This window comes from Flavobacterium sp. AC105, from assembly GCF_979258495.1.
In genome coordinates, this window is the sequence record NZ_OZ409860.1 from 4,260,193 (window position 1) to 4,278,126 (window position 17,934).

A 17,934-nucleotide genomic window follows, 5' to 3' on the forward strand; every position below is an offset into this window, starting at 1 on the left:
ACTTTTAAACTACAAATTATGAAAATGGAACACGCAACACAGCAGCATTCAAAAGAGGTAGACTCCAAAATGTACAAAAAATTAGCCATTATGATCGTATTGTCATTTATTTCTATGTACATACTTATGTATTCGATGGTCGATATTTTTGCTAATGTCATTCCTAATGTAAACCAATTTTACATGGCAGGACTAATGACTATGCCAATGCTCGTAATTGAAATTATTGTTATGGGTAGTATGTATATGAATAAAAAATGGAACATAATGTTACTTATAACAGGCAGCCTTGTCGCAATCATTTTTTTTTCCAGCATCAGACAGCAAGCAGCTGTTGATGATAAACAATTCTTAAAATCAATGATACCACACCATGCAGCAGCAATCCTCATGGCTCAGGAGGCTTCTCTTCACGATCCAGAAATAAGCCAACTTGCCCAAGACATTATAAAAGCGCAAGAAGCTGAAATTGCACAAATGAAAGCCAAATTGGATGAAATGAAAAAAAAATAACAGAATAATATTCTTTAAAAAAGCAATATGAAAAAGATACTGACAATACTCGTATTTATCATGCTTCCTGTCCTAATTCAGGCGCAGGATATGAAAACAATGGAAATGGATAAAAAGCCAGCGAAAGAAGAGTCAAATGCCACTACCTATACCTGTCCAATGCATCCCGATATTCATGAACCCAAACCGGGAAACTGTCCAAAGTGCGGTATGAAACTAGTGCCGGAAAAAACAAAAAAGCAAACAAAAATATCGCAGCATAAAGACACCCCCAAGAAACAAACTGACCAAGGAAATACAGCAATACAGGAGAACAATAATAGTACGATTGCTCAAAAAAAACCTGAAGAAAATAACGCACAGCCACGTGTGGTTCGATATGACCTGTATATAAGAGATACAATAGTAAATTTCACGGGTAAAACAAAAAGGGCAATAGCTGTCAATGGACAAATACCAATGCCTACCCTGACTTTTACAGAAGGAGATATCGCTGAAATCTATGTTCACAATGAGCTGGATGAAGATACTTCCCTGCATTGGCATGGCTTATTCTTACCTAATCAATATGATGGTGTGCCAAATCTAACCCAAATGCCAATTAAACCCCATACCACGCATCTATATACTTTTCCCATTATTCAGCATGGCACACATTGGTACCACAGCCATACGGAACTACAAGAACAGATAGGCATGTACGGCTCTTTTATTATGAATAAAAGAATTGATGATCCGACTTTCCGTAAAGGAATTGATGATCTGCCTTCTGTTCCAATAGTATTGAGTGAATGGACAGATATGAAACCTGAAAATGTACACCGACTGCTGCACAATGCATCGGACTGGTTTGCTATTAAAAAAGGGACCACACAAAGTTATGCTGAAGCTATAAAGCAAGGGTATTTTAAGGACAAAGTAAAAAATGAATGGAAGCGAATGAATGCGATGGATGTCAGTGATGTTTATTACGACAAATTTTTAATCAACGGAAAAAATGAAAATCAGCTTTCTCAATTTAAAGCGGGTGATAAAGTCCGACTACGGATTGCCAATGGTGGTGCATCAACCTACTTTTGGCTTACTTATGCCGGTGGGAAAATTACGGTTGTGGCCAATGATGGAAATGACGTAGAACCTGTTGAGGTCGATCGATTAATTATTGCAGTTTCTGAAACCTATGACATAATTGTAACCGTTCCAGCTGACAAAACAGCTTATGAGTTTTTGGCAACACCGGAAGACCGAACAAAATCTACCTCTCTGTACATTGGCAGCGGGGTTAAGCAATTAGCGGCACCCTTGCCAAAGCTTAAATATTTCGAAGGGATGAAGATGATGAACGGTATGATGAAAATGAATGGAGATCTCGATGATATGGGCATGAGCATGAGCCTTAATAAAATGGATATGAATGTAGTAATGTATCCCGAAATCACCGGTGAAACCAAGCCTAAAACCAATACAAAGATGGATGGTATGAAAATGGATGCTGAGCAATACAATGCCAATGCGCTTTCAGATATTACAACTCTAAATTATGCAATGCTTAAATCGCCTACCAAAACAACACTTCCTGAAAATGCGCCTATTAAAGAACTAAAATTTGAACTTACCGGTAACATGAATCGATATGTCTGGAGTTTGGACAATAAGGTGGTTTCTGAATCCGATAAAATATTAATTAAAAAAGGCGAAAATGTACGCATCGTTTTACATAATAATTCAATGATGCGCCATCCAATGCACTTACATGGTCATGACTTCAGAGTCCTTAATGGACAAGGAGAGTATGCACCATTAAAAAATGTGATTGATATAATGCCGATGGAAACAGATACGCTGGAATTTAACGCCAACGTAGACGGGGACTGGTTTTTTCACTGCCATATTTTATACCATATGATGAGCGGAATGGGAAGGGTTTTTACCTACGAAAACCAACCTGCCAACCCTGAAATTCCAGACCCAAAATTGGCACAACGAAAACTCTTTGCAGACGACAGGAAATTTCATTTTATGGCAGAGAATGATTTTGCAACCAATGGAAATGATGGTGAAGCAATGTATCAAAGTACGCGCTGGAGTATAGGAACCGAATGGAGATTAGGCTACAATGATATGCATGGCTATGAAACTGAAACACATATTGGACGCTATATTGGAAAAATGCAATGGCTAATGCCATTTATAGGATTTGACTGGAGATATAGAAAAATGGGAGAAGATAAACAGGAAAGAAATCTCTTTGGACAAAAAAATACTAAAGATAAACGTGCAGTGGCTAGTCTAGGGGTCAACTATACCCTTCCTATGTTAATAGTAGCACAGGCTGAAGTTTTCACAGATGGTAAAGTTAGAGTACAGTTTGAGCGAAAAGATATTCCTGTTTCTAAAAGATTACGAGTGAATCTAATGTGGAATACCGATAAGGAATATATGGCGGGACTTCGTTACATTCTAACAAGATGGGGGTCAATTTCGTCGCATTATGATAGTGATATGGGTTTTGGGGCCGGATTCATTTTGAATTACTAACAGTTTATGCTGCAAAGTATCATATAAACGGTCGATGCCTAGTGTAGTAATAATAATGTAAAACTTGGGCTAAATTTTATAAATAAAAGACAAATGGTATAATTATTTTAGCTTTAGTATTATTTTATAACTGTAGAAATTATGAAAAAAGCAGCATTCACAACCTTGATCGTAATTGCGCTAATGGTTGGCTCTTGTTCAAATGATGAAGATAACGCAATACATCCTCAGGAGCATGATAAAAACCTATTGATGAATAAGATGCACATAATGATGGATCAAATGGCCGCAATGACCATGAGCAAAGATCCAGATCTGGATTTTGCCAATATGATGATTATGCACCATCAAGGTGCTATAGATATGGCTAATTATGAATTGCAAAATGGTACCGACGTCCAGATTAAGGAAATGGCACAAAATGTGATTGAGGCGCAGCAACAGGAAATACAGCATATGAAAGCTATTATAAATGGCATGCCAGCTGATGAAACCGATAATGCTTTTGCTATGGAACTTATGCAATAAATGGACAAAATGGGCATTACTGCTGACACGCAATTAATCACCGGAAATACGGACCATGATTTTGCAATACTAATGATTGTCCATCACCAAAGTGCACTCGATAATGCATCGGCTTATCTACATCATGGAAAAAACTCAGAACTCAAAGCAATGGCGAATATGATGGTAGAAATGCAGGCCAAGGAAATAATTGATTTTGGAAATTGGCTGCTTGTAGCAAATTAATTCAGTATGAATATATACTATAACTTGTAATACAAAATAAATAATTATGGATCAGAAATTTAGAAATTGTATCGAGGCCTGTCTGGTTTGCGGTATAGCGTGCAACAACTGCGCAACGGAATGTCTCAATGAAGACGATATAAAAATGCTTGCAAGATGTATACAGCTCGACAGGCAATGTTCTGTCATCTGTTTTGCCGCTGCAAACCTTATGAGCATTGGTGGCGAACATGCCTCTCATTTATGTGCTGAATGCGCAGAAATCTGTAAGGCCTGTGCTGAGGAATGTGAGAAACATGCTGCAATGGGCATGGATCATTGCGCGGAATGCGCGGAAGCCTGCCGCAAATCTGCCCAGGCTTGTGAGGCAATGGCAAGTTAATACCAGCAATTATTTAAACAAAAACCGCACAGATGTGCGGTTTTTGTTTTTGAAGCCTTAACCCAGTAAAAATCTGCCTGTTTATTGCCATTAGAGTTTCATTTTCTGAATCCTTACCGCATTTAGCACATCTTTTTGTTAATGGATTTCATTTTGCTTCCATTGCAGTATTTTTATCCCTAAAAATTAAACATGAAAATGACAAAACAATCATTTTAACCAACATTGATAAATATCAAAATTTTGAAATATCCCATACTGCTGTAATTAATCTTTTACCAAGTGCTATTATAATTGCTCTAATTCAATTACTTACATGTATTCCAAAAACAAAAGGAATGTTGAACACATTAAGAAATAAACTTGTCATGTTGCTAGTATATTTAAAATAAAAAACGAGCATTCAAAAACAAAGTTTAAACAGATATGCCTTATCTTTGCATTATAATTATTTAATATGCTGAAAGTTAAGTGACCCTATAGGTGACCCTTTTTTAATTAATATAACTTAGCCTTGTATTTACTGGGATTGACATAAAATCAGCGGAACCTCTTTCTCCGCTGAAAAAATCCTAAATGGTATCAAAACCTCGAAAATCTTATTTTCGGGGTTTTTTGCTTTTACAGACATATCAAATTATTGATTGAATCTTATCTCATGCGAATAAAATCGAGACCCTGGAAAAAATCAAAAATTAGGGTCTGGCTAAATTCTCTCAACCCTTCAAACATTAGGTTTAGCAACGTGTTCAATAGCCTGGTCATAAAAATATTCAGACAACACCGTATTATGCTAAAATATTGGATAAAAAAGTAAAAGTGAGGATATGAAATTATTGAGAGATAAGTTTTCAATCAACAATGCCATAAATATAAAAACAGGAAGTTAGCTATTTAAAGGATTTTCTATACAATTCCTAACGCAAAATTTCATTACTTCATGCGAGAAGCTTTCTTCGATAACTTGCGGGGGTTTCACCAACTTTGGATTTGAAAAGCCTATTAAATGCAGCTTCAGATTGATAACCTACTCTGTTCGCTATTTCACTGATGTTTTCTTTGCTTTCTGATAGAATCTCTTTCGATTTTAAAATACGCCAGTTAGTCAAATAACTTAAAGAAGTTTCACCTACAAATCTTTTAAACTCTCTGCAATACAACGAACGGGACATGCTGGCACTTGCAGCTAATTGATTTAATGTCCAGTCTTTTTCAGGAGATTCATGCATAATTTTTAAAGAATTACTAATTCTATCGTCCTTTAATGCCATAAGAAAACCTTCCTTTATATCTACCTGTTCTATATAAGCACGAATGATTAATACAAAAAGTATATCAACCAAGCGCCCTAAAATTAATTTACTTCCTATTTTTTCAGAACTTATCTCTTCATTCATCATTAATGCTGCTTGTTCCAACCACAAGTTTAATTCTGTAGTTGTATTTATGTGGATCACTTTAGGCAGCGACTTAATAAAAGGATGTTGTACAGATGGAGTAAACTCAAAATGTCCACCCATTAATATTGTCTCTTCATCTTTCCCTTGAAATAAAGGCTTCCCGCTGTGATAAGCTTTGCCAAATTCCGAAGCGGGCACACATATAGAATTTGATTTGCCTGAAATGAGATGTTTAGAACCATGAGGAATACAAACAATATCGCCCACATTCATTTTTATATCCTTCTCACCCGGTACTCTCAAATAACAAGTGCCTTTTAAAAGCTTCCAAAACTGCGAGCGTGAATCTTGCTCCATTTCTACACCCCAAGGTGACGTAAATAGAAATTTTGGATAAAAAACTGTTTTTAATTTCGCACTCTCTAAAACACCACTTAATGCATCCATAATATATTAAGCTTTACAAATCAATTTCTTTACCTAATTTCAGATAAAGCATAAAATAATAACTGGAGTAAATTGTCCATTAAATAAGCCGAAAGATCCATTTCAAAAAACTTTTTTATGTTGGAAATTTGACATGTATTTAAATACAATCAAATGAAAACTTTTTATAACAATACCCTAGTGGCTGCCTCACGATATCAAATTAAATTTTATACGATAGCGTATGGACTGATACTGCTGATGACTACAGCTGCACTAAGCTTTAAGGATAAGGAAATTATTTTGCCAGAACTGGCCGCCTTGTCAATCGGATGTTTCATGTACAAAAAAAACACATGGACTGCCAAGCCTCTGCACTTGTTTCTGCTGCCCTCGGCTACAGCATTTATTGGTTTTTTTATTAATCACTTAGAAATTAATATGATTGCCAAAATTGTAGTGATTATGATAGTAATGCTGAGCTTTTTGTACTCAATCAAGAGTAGTCTGGCACCAGCACTTGCAACAGGTCTGCTGCCAATTGTAACAAATTGTGATTCTTATAGTTTTCTAATTTCGATAGTTCTTTGCATGGGATTGCTTGCAATTCTTGCAGCTGTATTTTTTAAGCCTGAAGTTTCCGGGGCTGCTGCCGTGGAGGAACCAAAATCGATTCTTGCAATTTTGATATTTCTGGCTGTTTTGATAGTATGGATAATGATCTGCTCTGTATTAGGTCATATGCAGATAGCAGCGCTTCCTCCTATAATTGTAATGAGTTACGAATTGATCAACAAGAAGATGTACAGTCTTATAATGTTGTACAAACAGATTACCGCTTTGATACTCGCCGCTTTTATAGGAGCTCAGAGTTTTTATTTTTTAGACAATTTTCTGCTCGCCGCCTTTATAAATTTGATTGCGGTAACTATAATTCTGCATTATTTGAAAATGAAAATGCCTCCCTTGTATGCAATGGCAATGCTTCCGATGGTTCTGCCTTCCTATTCTCCTGTTTATTTCGCACTTGGTACAGGAATTGCCGCAGCGGCAATTTTGGGAACTGTATACATTTTAATAAATAAAACATCTATTAAGCTTTCGCATTAACTTATATCACTTCATAACTTAAGACTAATACAAAAGAATTAGAAACCTCCTAAAAATCACAGTAAAAAGATGGTTGAAATTATGGAATTTAAAGCTGGGGATCAGAGTCTGGTACGCGAATTTGTACTTGAATCTGCCTAAGAAGTATGTATTTCCCAATAAAAAACTCTAAAATATATAAGCTTGCTATATTGTAGTATTCAGAAAAAGCAGCGATATAAATTTGCTGCCTAACAGGTGATTAAGCTGTTTTTATATATTAATCTTGATATAAATCAATTCTTTTCCTATCAAATATCAATCAGTAAAAAGATCTTTTTTTGGAAATTTGAACTTTAAATAATACACTTTACAGGTGCTTAAATAACAATTTTATTTATTTTAAATATGGAAACTACTTCACCAAATAAAAATGGCCTTGCCTCTTTTTCCCTTTACAATGTTGCTTTTACCGTTGCCGACTTAGATCAGTCTATCCAATGGTACAAATCTATTTTTGGTTTTGATCTTGTAAGCCGAGTCACTTTTACTATTCCTGCCGGATCTGCAGAAACAGCAATAATAAAAGCTGGGGAACTGCATCTTGAACTTTTGCAGGTGCCAAATGCAAAACGAATTGAAGAACTTTTTGCAGAAGCACCACTGCATCTGACTCCAATAGGGAATAAATCTATTGTACTGCAGGTGAATGACCTCGCAGTGGCTTCACAAGAGCTTGAAGAAAAAGGAGTGACATTTGTTTGGCGTGAACTTTATATCGCTGGCGATAAAATGCTTTGTACTATGATACAGGATGTTGATGGAAATAAAATAAATATTTTTCAGACTGATACTATTATTGGTTATTAAAACAAATAGTTATTAATCTTAAATTTTTAAAGCGCTGTAGCAGTAAATGTTGCAGCTTTTATATTTTATCCCTTTTTGTATCAGAATAGATAAAATTGCTTTTGCCTTTGGGTAAAAAGGAAATAAAAATTAAAATTCATAAAGTAAACTGTTTATTTTTACATCAGTAATAAAGATAATTCCCAGCATATGAACAAAGTATTTTCAGATACAGGAAATGTACTCTTAGGGCTTGACCACCCTGAAAATAATAATTTCGTTTCACCTTCGCAATTTTCAGAATATACTATACTTGTGATAACAGAGGGCGAAGGTATATTTCATGCTGATTTTGCTTCTTTTGCATTTACTGCTCCTGTCATACTATTTTCAACACCTCAGCAGTCTATTTACGTTAAGGAAACAAAACCTGTAAAATATGTTATGCTACAGTTTCACAGCGATTTTTACTGCATTGAATACCATAGAAATGAAGTAGCCTGCAATGGACTGCTTTTCAATAATATTTATATTGAGCCATCATTGAAACTTGCCCCTGAAGAACTCCAATCTTATATGCAGTTAATCTATCAGATCAGTGATGAATTCAAACAGCCCGATCCTTCAGATATCGTACTTAGGGCATACCTGCAGCTTTTCCTTGCCAAATCCAGCAGCATAAAAATAAAAAGCACTGAAAAACAAAAAGTATTCAAGGATGAAAAAATGGATTTATTTAAACAGCTTCTTGAAGAAAACTTTCTCACGCTTCACAAACCAAGCGACTATTCTTCACTGCTGGCAATGACGCCAAATAATTTTACCAAACAGTGTACCAGACGTTTTAATAAAACTCCTTCTCAGCTGATTCAGGAAAGGTTAATCCTTGAGGCAAAAAAGCAACTTCATCTTACAAGGCTAAGTATAAAAGAAATTGCTTTTGCACTTAAGTTTCAGGATGAATATTATTTCAGCAGGCTATTTAAAAAGATGACTAAAATTTCTCCTCAGGCCTTCAGGAATACCACAGGCATCTCTATAGTGGCAGATTTGTCTATCTAAAAGCATTTTTCATCCATTTCAGCAGAACTCCATGTACCATAGCTTTGTACTGTTAATTATCAAAAATAATTTTAAAAAACAAAGCAATGAAAAATAATTTTTTAAATACAATAGCAAATCTTGACAAGGCAGGAAAAATTATCATTCGGGCGGGAATAGTGATTGTTTTCCTTTGGATCGGCGCTCTTAAATTTGTTCCTTACGAAGCGGACGGAATTGTACCATTTGTTGCCAACAGTCCTTTTATGTCGGGTTTATACAACAACCCTCAGGAATATAAAGATCATGTGAATAAGGAGGGCGAATTGATTACTGAAAACCGTCAGTGGAATATCGACAACAATACCTATGGTTTTGCAAATGCATTGGGGATGTTATTAATTGCACTTGGTATTCTGGTAGGAATTCACCGTTGGGCACCTCTTGAAAGCATGTTTGGAAGCATTCTTGTATTTATTCTAACACTTGGAACACTGTCATTTCTGATTACAACTCCTGAGAGCTGGGTGCCTCATTTGACTGATCAGCAATATGGATTTCCGTTTTTATCCGGCAGAGGGCGTCTTGTTTTAAAAGATGTAGTGATCATGGGCTCTTCCATAATTACGATGAGCGAGTCGGCGAGCCTTTATCTTAAAAATAAAAAGGCAAAATTGATAACAGAACATTGATAAACAACATAAATGAAGTTCGGAATTTTTCCAATCTGTGACTTGACTGATAATCGTGTTGATATTGAAAAAACGTTAAATTTGGCGGAAAAATTCGTCTAGTGTAAGACACAGAAATTATCGAAAATTTGCACTATCATGTACTCAATAGTTTCTGCAACCGGCCAATGCATGTTACCTGCACAGAATGATTGAAGGAGACTGAAATATAGAAAATACGCCTCAGCGGAAAAAATTTCTGCCGGGGCGCATTTCGTAATTATATAAATTAATCCTTACCAGGCAAGCCTAGTTACCTTTATATCAGATTCATTAAGTCTTTTATGCCGAATGCTAAAATATCAATACTCATATCTTAATCTTCTTTAATTCCCAGTTTTTCCTCCAATATTTTTACCTTGTTTTCCAAGCTTACAATGTACTCTTTCTGGGGTATCAGTGCCTCATCGATCTCCGCGGTTGTGTATCGCGGCGTAATGTGCTGCGGACAGTTCCAGTCGTATGCCTGAATTTCGAATACCATCATTCTCTCCGGACGAAACTTATAGTCTTCAGGTTTCAGCATATCGTATAATTTTTGATTATTTTCAAGATCTACAATCTTTGCCTTGGCATAAATTTTTAGTCTCGCACGATGAGGATAGGAAATCAAAATAATTGATACATTGTTATTCGTGGCGATATTTCCAGTGGATATATATTGTTTATTTCCAACAAAATCCACAAATCCAATAGTTTTATTATCAATGACCTTTATAAATCCTTTTGGTCCTCCGCGATGTTGTATATAGGGATATCCATTCTCTCCGAAACTTGCCATATAAAAACTGTCACGATCCTCTATAAAATAAATTTCATTATCGGTAAGTCCGTCAACTACAGACATTTTTTCCATTCTGTCATAACCATTTCTGCTCCCCTGTTTTTCCTGCAGGTCTTTAACAGCATCTGTAAAAGCTAATTGTGCATAATTCATAATTAAAATTTAAGTTGTTAGATTTTTATATTAGAGGCAAATCGTAATCTGTACAAAACTTGTCTGAGTCTTTTTTATAGGATTAATTCCAATTTTTCCTCCAATAAAACTGTGGGCAGAATTGCAGTAAATAATTCATTGGATTTTCCTTCGGTTTGATCCGGGTCTAAAGCTGTTAATCGTGCCATGATATTGATTATTAAATTAATATTCGTTTTGATTGTCGTTATTGACAGTACAAAGTTGCAATACTTATGATGGCAGGAGTTAGTCACATTTTCCCGATGAGTTAACGTTTTTTCCCAAATAGCAGAAATATCAAGAAATAAGGTCTTAACGGATTATAATAATCCCGGAAAGTTCAAGACGCAGCGTTTTATTTTTAATTTTAAAGAGGTTTATAAGCTTTTACAAAAAAACTGCAAAATCTGCGTGAGACTTTTTTACGCAAAAGTTATTTCTCGCAGATTGAGCAGATTATAATTGATTTATAAATTGATAATTCAAAATTTGATCTGAAATTCAGTTTTAAATAAGGCACAAAAAAATGCCCAATGGAGCACTTTGTTACGTATTTTATGTTGGCTAATTTAGCTTTAGTTTTTCGCGATATTGAATGGGTGAAACACCTTCTTTGTTTTTAAAAAACCGACTGAAAGTCTGAATATCTTCATAACCTAAATCGTAAGCAATTTCTTTTATCGATAAATTGGTATAATTGATTTGTCTTCTGGCATGCAGCATAATTCTGTCGTGAATAATACTTATGGGAGGACGGCTTGAAACCAAGGCAAAAAGATTCGACAGCGTTTTAGGAGATTTATTTAATTTAGAAGCATAAAAAGCAACATCATGATGCTTGGAGAAATGCCCTTCTACTAAAAAATTAAACTCGCGAATAATATCAACCTGACTTTTTTCTAAACGGTCATAATTGGCCGATTTTTTTAAACTTCGGGCACAAAAAATTAATATTTGTTTTAAGATAGATTGCAGCATGTCTTTTTGAAGACTGTCTTTGGCAGACATTTCATTTGAAAAGTTCTCCCAATAATTTTCAAGAAACTTAATTTCGTTTTCTATGATGTTTACAACCGGCAAACCTGTAGCGCCAAAAAACAAAAGTCCTTTGATCCCTACTTCATTATCATGATTAATTGGACAGAAGAAGGGCTGGTTCCAGCGAAGAAAACGAACGGAATCTACATTTAAGCGGTCTATTTTGTGATATTCGGTTAGAAAAACAACATCGTTTTTTTTAAAATTATATTCAACTTTATCAATCATGATTTGCATTTCTTCACCTTTGTTCCAAAGCAAAGTCATATCGGTATCACCACATTTATAAAGTATATCTTTGTTTACGTTATCCAATTCGTCTAAAATTAATAACTCTTTGCTTTCTCCGCTATAAATCATAACTATAAATATAAGGTGATTTAAAGATAAAATTAGCATATTTATTTACATGATGATAAATAGTATTGGAATTAAAACCTCAGCAGAAGCTAAATACTATTTCTATAAAAGAAAATTAAGCTGCCCTAAATGATAACACTGGTGATTTACAATAGTGAGCATGGTTTTTAATTGATGATACGATTTTTCATCTTCCATAATCCATTGCTTTTCATTTATCGAAGCAAATTTCAGAATCAGATGTTCATTTAACGAAAACCAATGCGATTTTACTTCTTTCGCAGTTGGAAAATTTTGAGCGTATTTATCAGGACGGCACAAGAAAATTTTCTCATAGTCGGGATACATTTTTTCTCCAAAACCAAAAAGCGGCAGCAATAAATCATTACTCGCAATTAAATGTCCCAACAGATAAATTCCGCTGTTTCTACCTAAAGCAACGTCTTTTTTTAAGTCTTCATCATTAATTTTATGAATGAGATCGCTAATTTTCCTGTTCTGTAAAAGCCATGCCTGATAAATAATGCTGCCTTCCATATTTCCTCACATTTTATGTTGTTAAGTAGTAGACAAAATTAATTTCAAAAACGCTGTAAAAAATTGATATAAAATAAAAAAGCACTTGATAAATATCAAGTGCTTAAAGTAGAAATCTATTTCATGATTATTTTTTCGAGCTCTGTTTTCTTATTCTGCTCAGTGTTTCGGGTGTCATTCCTAAATAGGAAGCAATCATATGCTGTGGAACGCGTAGTGCGATCTGTGGTTGTTTTTCGATAAATCGAATGTACTTTTCTTCGGCATTAAGGCTGATACTGTTATTGATCCGATCCTGACTTGCGACAAAACTTCGCTCAATTATTAAGTTTACCAAATCCTGAAATTGCGGAATGCTTTTCATGAGTCCGGCAAAATTTTCTTTACTGATTAAGAGCAAAGTACTATCTTCGATGGCATCAATATTAAAGCGGGACGGCGTTCCGTTTAAAAGGCTTTCCCTGTCTCCTATCCAATAATTTTCGATCGCAAAATTAAGAACATGTTCCATCGATTTATCGTCGATACTGTAAGTTCTCAAACAGCCTTTGGTTATAAAGGCATTAAAGCGCCAAATATCTCCTTCCTGCAATAAATATTGATTTCTTCTAAGTTTACGGACCACGCAAACGTCTTCGATCATTTTTAATTCCTGATCGCTGAGTTCGATCTTACTTTGCAGGTATTGAGCAAAAATTTCAAACATATAAATCTTAATTAAAATACAGATTATTTTAGCGTAAAGATAGAACAATTACCAAATGAATATACTGATAAAACAGGATCGTAACCTGAATTATTTCTAACCTGATTGTAATTTAAAAGTAAAAATTACACCAGAATCTTTTCTTCTTATCCGTAAATACTAAAATCATTAACCGCTTTTATACGCTTAGTTTCGTAAATAAAAAAACTCCTAAATAGTTTTAAGAGTTTTCGTTTTGAAAAAATAATAAGATCCTTAGTTTTTCTTGATTGTTTCATAATCCGTATAACCTTCGGCACCGCCTGAATAAAGAAGATCTGTGTTTGGAAGTGAAAGTGCAGTTCCCGTACGATATCTTTCTACCAAATCAGGATTTGCAATAAATGGGATGCCAAATGCAATAAGATCAGCATTTTTTGTGCGCAAAAGTGCATCTCCTTTTTCAGAATCAAAGCCACCGCCAATCATAAGAGTACCGTTGTATAATGGTCGAAAATAAGACGCAACATCCTGAAATGCTTCTGCCGGAGTTCCTGCAACTGATTCTGTTGGTCCCCAAACATGCAGATAAGCAAGATCAAATTGATTTAGCGCTTTGGCTAAATAACGAAAAGTGGGTTCCGTATCAGTATTCGGTTTCAACGTTCCGGAATTGGTTGCAGGACTAATTTTTAATCCAACTCTTCCTTTTCCCCAAACGCTGGTTACGGCTTCCAGAAGTTCAAGTACAAAACGGCTTCTGTTTTCTACAGAACCACCATAAGAATCGGTTCGTTTATTGGTCTCCGAACTCAAAAATTCAGGAAAAAGATACACATGAGCGCCGTGAATTTCGACTCCGTCAAAACCGGCTTTTTTTGCATTAAGGCTTGCGGTACGAAAATCTTCTATAATGCCTTTAATGTCTTCTACTGTCATTTCGCGGGGTACGGGAGTATCTTTAAAACCCTCAGGTGTATAGGTTTTTTCATTCGGGTTAATAGCAGAAGGTCCCATAGGTAATTTACCGTTAAGATGATCTGGATGACTAACTGCCCCCACATGCGAAATCTGAAGAAATATTTTACCGCCTTCGCTATGTACCGCATCAACAACATTCCTCCAGGCTTCGGTTTGTTTGTCGCTGTATATACCGGGCACATTGATATATCCAATAGCATCCGGGCTTACCCAGGTTCCTTCTGTAATGATCAGACCGGCTGATGCGCGTTGTTTATAATAAGCAGCCATTAAGTCAGTGGCCATAAGTTCCGGATTCGTAGCACGCCCTCGTGTCATTGGTGCCATGATCATGCGGTTTTTTAAAGTAAGATCGCCCAATTTGTATTCAGAAAATAATGTATTGTCCATTTTAATGTATTTGTATGTTAAAAATTGTGTTGATTATTTTGTTGTAAAATCAATTTAATGATTCATTTCTAAAAATGCCAGACTCGACTGCTTTCAAAAACAGGCTTCTTTGCTCATGAAAAATTTAAAGGGATTAAATAATTATTGAAGAGGAAGATGAGCTGCCGCTTCGGGAAAGAAGCTTTTGGTAACTTCGGCCATGTTTAAAGCTTCGCGAAGCAGTTTGATTTTTCCATTTTCTGCCACCAGTCTGCCCATATACGATTGATCGTAAAGAAGTCCTGTTGCTCCATTGGTACAATGAACATCATATTCACCAAATGCCTGATCTGGCGTATCAATAAAAATTTGAACATTTTCAAATGTAAAACCCGGAAACATAGCAGGAAGATTTTGTAGAAATTCTAATATGACGCCTTTTCCCTTCATTTGCCATGGCATTCCCAGAGTTTTAAGATATGGAAGTTCGATAGCGGCATCATCTGCAAATAATTCTATTACTGTCTTTGGATCATTAATATTTTCAAGATAACTGACAAGCAATTCTTTAGCTGTTTTAGTACTCATTTTGTCTCATTTAAATAGGTTAGAAATTCTATTTGATTATTGCAATTAACGCTAAACTGTAAAAAAGTTAACTACTAATTGAGTTACAAAATTAGGTCGGGATCCTGATATCGAAATTGACATATAATAAGAAATCAATTGACAAATCTCAAGGATAAATAGACGGTTATTATCGAATGGGAAGAACTCTCGCCTTACTTTGATCTTACAACAGATGGTAAAAAGTGTATATATAGGTACCTGCTTTCGATATTTTCGATACATAAATAAAGGCTTAAAAATTAAGGTTCCGGATCATATTACTTTTTAAAACTAATGTATAAAATCCTATAGTTTTCAATAGCAAATGGTTAAAATGCAGGCATTAAAGTACAGCAAAAATGAATATCTTTGGGATTTAGGCACTTAAATGATAATAACACCAAAATATAAAAGAAACATTAATCGTATTTTGCCATTTGGTATAATATGGCTGATATTTAGTTTAATTTATACGATCCTTGAACGAGGGCTTTTAGGCGACCTAAACTTTTATCCGTCATCGGGTAATCAATATGTTTTTGGCCGAAATATTATAGCGATTCCACTATTAGCTACTATATTTGGAACCATAATAGGTATACTTGAAATCCTTTACTTTAATAAATGGTTCTTCCAAATTAGCTTTACTAAAAAAATTTTATACAAATCTTCGATTTACCTGTTTATCATTATATTTCTTCTGATAATCATTTTTCTGACAACCGCTAATGAAATTCCTAACGCAATTTCGAGTGAAGGCTTTTGGCTTTAATGTTGGATTTCTTTACTGACTATTCCTTTCTCGGGATCCTAACCTATATTGCGAGCATTATTTTAATAACCCAGTTCTACACTGAGGTAAGTGAAAGTATGGGAACAGGTCTTCTTAGTAATTTTTTTCTCGGAAAATACAATAAACCCGTAGAAGAAGAACGGATTTTTATGTTCCTGGACATGAAATCATCTACGGCGATTGCAGAAAAGTTAGGACATGTTATATATTTTCAGATGCTTCAACAGTATTTTTCAGATCTGAGCGGTCCTGTAATTGAGTATTACGGCGAAATATATCAGTATGCCGGTGATGAAATGATTATATCCTGGAAATTAGAAAAAGGAGTAAAAAACAATGCTTGTATACGGTGCTTTTTTGCTATGAAAGAATCCTTAATAGAAAAATCATTTGCCTATAAAGAAAAATATGGCTTAGTACCGCAATTTAAAGCAGGATTGCATTGTGGAAAAGTTACAACTGGGGAAATAGGCGTATTAAAAAAAGAAATCATATTTACCGGCGATGTACTTAACACAACTGCACGAATTGAAGGGCTTTGTAACCATTATGATGTAAATATTCTGGTATCAGCCACAATTGCTGAGAAGCTTGACCTTAGTACTTATTACAAGGTAGAATCAGTAGGAAAAAATACTCTGAGGGGTAAAGACATGCAATTAGAATTGTTTACATTAAATCAAATTTGATTAAGACAAAAAAATCAATAAAAAACATGAATTAAGAGGTGCGATTTGTGGCACAAAATTTCACTTAAAGCCTAATAAAGCATTATCAGATCTACATCTCCGGGTAATACAAAAAAAGCTGCCAATGGCAGCTTTTTTAATGCGTTAGCATCTTTGATTAATTATTTGATTTTAAGTTACCGGATTCGTCCTGTTGCAAATCCGTAGGAGATTCTGGTTCATCATTTGTACTTAAAGATGATTCCAAATTTTCCTGCCCTTTTTCATCAGGTTTCTCCTGCTCATCCGGGCTGAAATCCCCAGAACCGCTGTATTGGTTTCTGGCATTAAATCCCTGATCGGTATCCTTAAATTCCTCATTACCATTATCCGTACTGTTTTTTTGCTTTTCCATAACTTATTCATTTACGTTTTTATCCTGAGCATCATGACCTTCCAATTTTACAAGCTTGTTATAAATTCCAAGCAATAAAAACGGAGCGGCCCATTGTCCTACAAATAATGCATTGTGGCTTTTACCCAGACACTTAAGGGTAAGTGAAGTTCCCATTGCGACCAATGAAGCATACAAAAATAAATCTGACGGCAGTTTTGAAGTTTGTTCTTCAATAGCTTTTGCCGTAGCACCTTCTGTGTTTTGATTTTCTAATATCATAATAAGTTTATTTAAAATTTATAGTGTAAATTAAATTTCTCCGTAACAGATATTTTACAGAATTTAACTGAAAATTTACAAAATTAACTAACTGCAATTAGCTTATAATGTGATAATTACAACGCTTTTATCTTCATATTAGATTTTAATAAATAAAATTAATTTTTGCTTATATAATTTAAAGTGGGTTGTTGATTTAAACCCAAAAAAGATGAAAATTCAGTAACAAATTGTGGTTTTCTTATAAAAAAAACATTTTCTATTAAATTAATTTTAGTGCTAAACCTTTAATAATTAAACAAATGGAAAATTTAGAATATTTCAACAACGAACAAAGATGTCCTTTTCACAGTCAATCCAAGGATTCATCTGACAAAGACTCACGCGAAAATGCAAATACCGGAGACTGGGACGACGAACGAGATGATACCGGCACAGATCCTAACCGATATGACCCTGAAAAATTTAGACAAGGCGGTAACGACAATTCAGGAGGTGCCGGAAGCAGCGGAAGCGCAGCAACAAACAGCTAAACTTA

The 17,934-nt window shown here is 34.9% G+C and carries 20 protein-coding genes; 11 read left to right on the plus strand and 9 right to left on the minus strand.

Annotated features, from left to right (window positions below; genetic code table 11):
* The first annotated feature begins 18 nt into the window (after window positions 1-18).
* From ACZ0AH_RS17605 to ACZ0AH_RS17625, 5 genes are all read left to right on the plus strand, one after another.
* Entirely contained in the window at window positions 19-513 is a 495-nt protein-coding gene (locus ACZ0AH_RS17605; RefSeq protein ID WP_463477088.1) for a DUF305 domain-containing protein, read from the plus strand.
* A 27-nt stretch (window positions 514-540) separates the two neighbouring features.
* Window positions 541-3,051, plus strand: coding sequence for a multicopper oxidase domain-containing protein (locus ACZ0AH_RS17610; protein WP_463477089.1), 2,511 nt, complete (start codon window positions 541-543; stop codon window positions 3,049-3,051).
* Between the two features lie 141 nt (window positions 3,052-3,192).
* Window positions 3,193-3,579, plus strand: coding sequence for a DUF305 domain-containing protein (locus ACZ0AH_RS17615; RefSeq protein ID WP_463477090.1), 387 nt, complete (start codon window positions 3,193-3,195; stop codon window positions 3,577-3,579).
* A 9-nt stretch (window positions 3,580-3,588) separates the two neighbouring features.
* Window positions 3,589-3,804, plus strand: a complete 216-nt coding sequence (locus ACZ0AH_RS17620; protein WP_463477091.1) for a DUF305 domain-containing protein — start codon at window positions 3,589-3,591, stop codon at window positions 3,802-3,804.
* A gap of 46 nt (window positions 3,805-3,850) precedes the next feature.
* A complete protein-coding gene (locus ACZ0AH_RS17625) occupies window positions 3,851-4,186 on the plus strand; it encodes a four-helix bundle copper-binding protein (RefSeq protein ID WP_463477092.1) in 336 nt (111 codons plus the stop codon).
* A gap of 938 nt (window positions 4,187-5,124) precedes the next feature.
* On the opposite strand, the gene ACZ0AH_RS17630 is transcribed toward ACZ0AH_RS17625, so the two are convergent.
* Window positions 5,125-6,033: an AraC family transcriptional regulator gene (locus ACZ0AH_RS17630; RefSeq protein WP_463477093.1), complete on the minus strand. Its 909-nt coding sequence runs from the start codon at window positions 6,031-6,033 to the stop codon at window positions 5,125-5,127.
* A 153-nt stretch (window positions 6,034-6,186) separates the two neighbouring features.
* Between ACZ0AH_RS17630 and ACZ0AH_RS17635 the strand changes: the two genes are divergently transcribed.
* From ACZ0AH_RS17635 to ACZ0AH_RS17650, 4 genes are all read left to right on the plus strand, one after another.
* The gene (locus ACZ0AH_RS17635; RefSeq protein ID WP_463477094.1) at window positions 6,187-7,122 is read left to right on the plus strand and encodes a hypothetical protein; all 936 of its coding nucleotides are present in this window, start codon (window positions 6,187-6,189) and stop codon (window positions 7,120-7,122) included.
* A gap of 387 nt (window positions 7,123-7,509) precedes the next feature.
* Window positions 7,510-7,971 (plus strand): VOC family protein, encoded by a 462-nt coding sequence (locus ACZ0AH_RS17640; RefSeq protein ID WP_463477095.1) that lies wholly within the window; start codon window positions 7,510-7,512, stop codon window positions 7,969-7,971.
* Between the two features lie 189 nt (window positions 7,972-8,160).
* Complete coding sequence (locus tag ACZ0AH_RS17645) at window positions 8,161-9,012, plus strand: helix-turn-helix domain-containing protein (RefSeq protein ID WP_463477096.1); 852 nt, start codon at window positions 8,161-8,163, stop codon at window positions 9,010-9,012.
* Between the two features lie 86 nt (window positions 9,013-9,098).
* On the plus strand, window positions 9,099-9,683 hold the full coding sequence (locus tag ACZ0AH_RS17650) for a DUF417 family protein (RefSeq protein ID WP_463477097.1): 585 nt from the start codon (window positions 9,099-9,101) through the stop codon (window positions 9,681-9,683).
* A gap of 355 nt (window positions 9,684-10,038) precedes the next feature.
* Here ACZ0AH_RS17650 and ACZ0AH_RS17655 read toward each other — a convergent pair whose 3' ends face one another.
* The 6 genes from ACZ0AH_RS17655 to ACZ0AH_RS17680 all read right to left on the minus strand — a co-directional run bounded on the left by ACZ0AH_RS17655 (window position 10,039) and on the right by ACZ0AH_RS17680 (window position 15,238).
* Complete coding sequence (locus ACZ0AH_RS17655; protein WP_463477098.1) at window positions 10,039-10,659, minus strand: pyridoxamine 5'-phosphate oxidase family protein; 621 nt, start codon at window positions 10,657-10,659, stop codon at window positions 10,039-10,041.
* A gap of 585 nt (window positions 10,660-11,244) precedes the next feature.
* Window positions 11,245-12,078 carry a helix-turn-helix domain-containing protein gene (locus ACZ0AH_RS17660; protein ID WP_463477099.1) on the minus strand — a complete coding sequence of 278 codons (834 nt, stop codon included), beginning with the start codon at window positions 12,076-12,078 and terminating at the stop codon, window positions 11,245-11,247.
* 102 nt (window positions 12,079-12,180) lie between these two features.
* Window positions 12,181-12,615 carry a DinB family protein gene (locus ACZ0AH_RS17665; RefSeq protein ID WP_463477100.1) on the minus strand — a complete coding sequence of 145 codons (435 nt, stop codon included), beginning with the start codon at window positions 12,613-12,615 and terminating at the stop codon, window positions 12,181-12,183.
* A gap of 127 nt (window positions 12,616-12,742) precedes the next feature.
* Complete coding sequence (locus ACZ0AH_RS17670) at window positions 12,743-13,321, minus strand: Crp/Fnr family transcriptional regulator (RefSeq protein ID WP_463477101.1); 579 nt, start codon at window positions 13,319-13,321, stop codon at window positions 12,743-12,745.
* 255 nt (window positions 13,322-13,576) lie between these two features.
* Window positions 13,577-14,671 (minus strand): alkene reductase, encoded by a 1,095-nt coding sequence (locus ACZ0AH_RS17675; protein WP_463477102.1) that lies wholly within the window; start codon window positions 14,669-14,671, stop codon window positions 13,577-13,579.
* Window positions 14,672-14,812: 141 nt separating this feature from the next.
* Window positions 14,813-15,238, minus strand: coding sequence for a nuclear transport factor 2 family protein (locus ACZ0AH_RS17680; protein ID WP_463477103.1), 426 nt, complete (start codon window positions 15,236-15,238; stop codon window positions 14,813-14,815).
* 891 nt (window positions 15,239-16,129) lie between these two features.
* Here ACZ0AH_RS17680 and ACZ0AH_RS17685 point away from each other — a divergent pair.
* On the plus strand, window positions 16,130-16,741 hold the full coding sequence (locus ACZ0AH_RS17685; RefSeq protein WP_463477104.1) for an adenylate/guanylate cyclase domain-containing protein: 612 nt from the start codon (window positions 16,130-16,132) through the stop codon (window positions 16,739-16,741).
* 157 nt (window positions 16,742-16,898) lie between these two features.
* Here ACZ0AH_RS17685 and ACZ0AH_RS17690 read toward each other — a convergent pair whose 3' ends face one another.
* Window positions 16,899-17,135 (minus strand): hypothetical protein, encoded by a 237-nt coding sequence (locus ACZ0AH_RS17690; RefSeq protein WP_463477105.1) that lies wholly within the window; start codon window positions 17,133-17,135, stop codon window positions 16,899-16,901.
* A 3-nt stretch (window positions 17,136-17,138) separates the two neighbouring features.
* A complete protein-coding gene (locus ACZ0AH_RS17695) occupies window positions 17,139-17,396 on the minus strand; it encodes a hypothetical protein (protein ID WP_463477106.1) in 258 nt (85 codons plus the stop codon).
* 302 nt (window positions 17,397-17,698) lie between these two features.
* Here ACZ0AH_RS17695 and ACZ0AH_RS17700 point away from each other — a divergent pair, with 302 nt between their 5' ends.
* Window positions 17,699-17,929: a hypothetical protein gene (locus ACZ0AH_RS17700; protein ID WP_463477107.1), complete on the plus strand. Its 231-nt coding sequence runs from the start codon at window positions 17,699-17,701 to the stop codon at window positions 17,927-17,929.
* Window positions 17,930-17,934: the final 5 nt, after the last annotated feature.

Bases quoted from the DNA above. Each gene is read 5' to 3' on its own strand.
- ACZ0AH_RS17695 (WP_463477106.1), bottom strand. From the start codon at position 17,396: ATGATATTAGAAAATCAAAACACAGAAGGTGCTACGGCAAAAGCTATT.
- ACZ0AH_RS17660 (WP_463477099.1), bottom strand. From the start codon at position 12,078: ATGATTTATAGCGGAGAAAGCAAAGAGTTATTAATTTTAGACGAATTG.
- ACZ0AH_RS17645 (WP_463477096.1), top strand. From the start codon at position 8,161: ATGAACAAAGTATTTTCAGATACAGGAAATGTACTCTTAGGGCTTGAC.
- ACZ0AH_RS17690 (WP_463477105.1), bottom strand. From the start codon at position 17,135: ATGGAAAAGCAAAAAAACAGTACGGATAATGGTAATGAGGAATTTAAG.
- ACZ0AH_RS17665 (WP_463477100.1), bottom strand. From the start codon at position 12,615: ATGGAAGGCAGCATTATTTATCAGGCATGGCTTTTACAGAACAGGAAA.
- ACZ0AH_RS17625 (WP_463477092.1), top strand. From the start codon at position 3,851: ATGGATCAGAAATTTAGAAATTGTATCGAGGCCTGTCTGGTTTGCGGT.
- ACZ0AH_RS17610 (WP_463477089.1), top strand. From the start codon at position 541: ATGAAAAAGATACTGACAATACTCGTATTTATCATGCTTCCTGTCCTA.
- ACZ0AH_RS17685 (WP_463477104.1), top strand. From the start codon at position 16,130: ATGGGAACAGGTCTTCTTAGTAATTTTTTTCTCGGAAAATACAATAAA.
- ACZ0AH_RS17630 (WP_463477093.1), bottom strand. From the start codon at position 6,033: ATGGATGCATTAAGTGGTGTTTTAGAGAGTGCGAAATTAAAAACAGTT.
- ACZ0AH_RS17670 (WP_463477101.1), bottom strand. From the start codon at position 13,321: ATGTTTGAAATTTTTGCTCAATACCTGCAAAGTAAGATCGAACTCAGC.
- ACZ0AH_RS17700 (WP_463477107.1), top strand. From the start codon at position 17,699: ATGGAAAATTTAGAATATTTCAACAACGAACAAAGATGTCCTTTTCAC.
- ACZ0AH_RS17640 (WP_463477095.1), top strand. From the start codon at position 7,510: ATGGAAACTACTTCACCAAATAAAAATGGCCTTGCCTCTTTTTCCCTT.
- ACZ0AH_RS17615 (WP_463477090.1), top strand. From the start codon at position 3,193: ATGAAAAAAGCAGCATTCACAACCTTGATCGTAATTGCGCTAATGGTT.
- ACZ0AH_RS17655 (WP_463477098.1), bottom strand. From the start codon at position 10,659: ATGAATTATGCACAATTAGCTTTTACAGATGCTGTTAAAGACCTGCAG.
- ACZ0AH_RS17650 (WP_463477097.1), top strand. From the start codon at position 9,099: ATGAAAAATAATTTTTTAAATACAATAGCAAATCTTGACAAGGCAGGA.
- ACZ0AH_RS17635 (WP_463477094.1), top strand. From the start codon at position 6,187: ATGAAAACTTTTTATAACAATACCCTAGTGGCTGCCTCACGATATCAA.
- ACZ0AH_RS17605 (WP_463477088.1), top strand. From the start codon at position 19: ATGAAAATGGAACACGCAACACAGCAGCATTCAAAAGAGGTAGACTCC.
- ACZ0AH_RS17620 (WP_463477091.1), top strand. From the start codon at position 3,589: ATGGGCATTACTGCTGACACGCAATTAATCACCGGAAATACGGACCAT.
- ACZ0AH_RS17680 (WP_463477103.1), bottom strand. From the start codon at position 15,238: ATGAGTACTAAAACAGCTAAAGAATTGCTTGTCAGTTATCTTGAAAAT.
- ACZ0AH_RS17675 (WP_463477102.1), bottom strand. From the start codon at position 14,671: ATGGACAATACATTATTTTCTGAATACAAATTGGGCGATCTTACTTTA.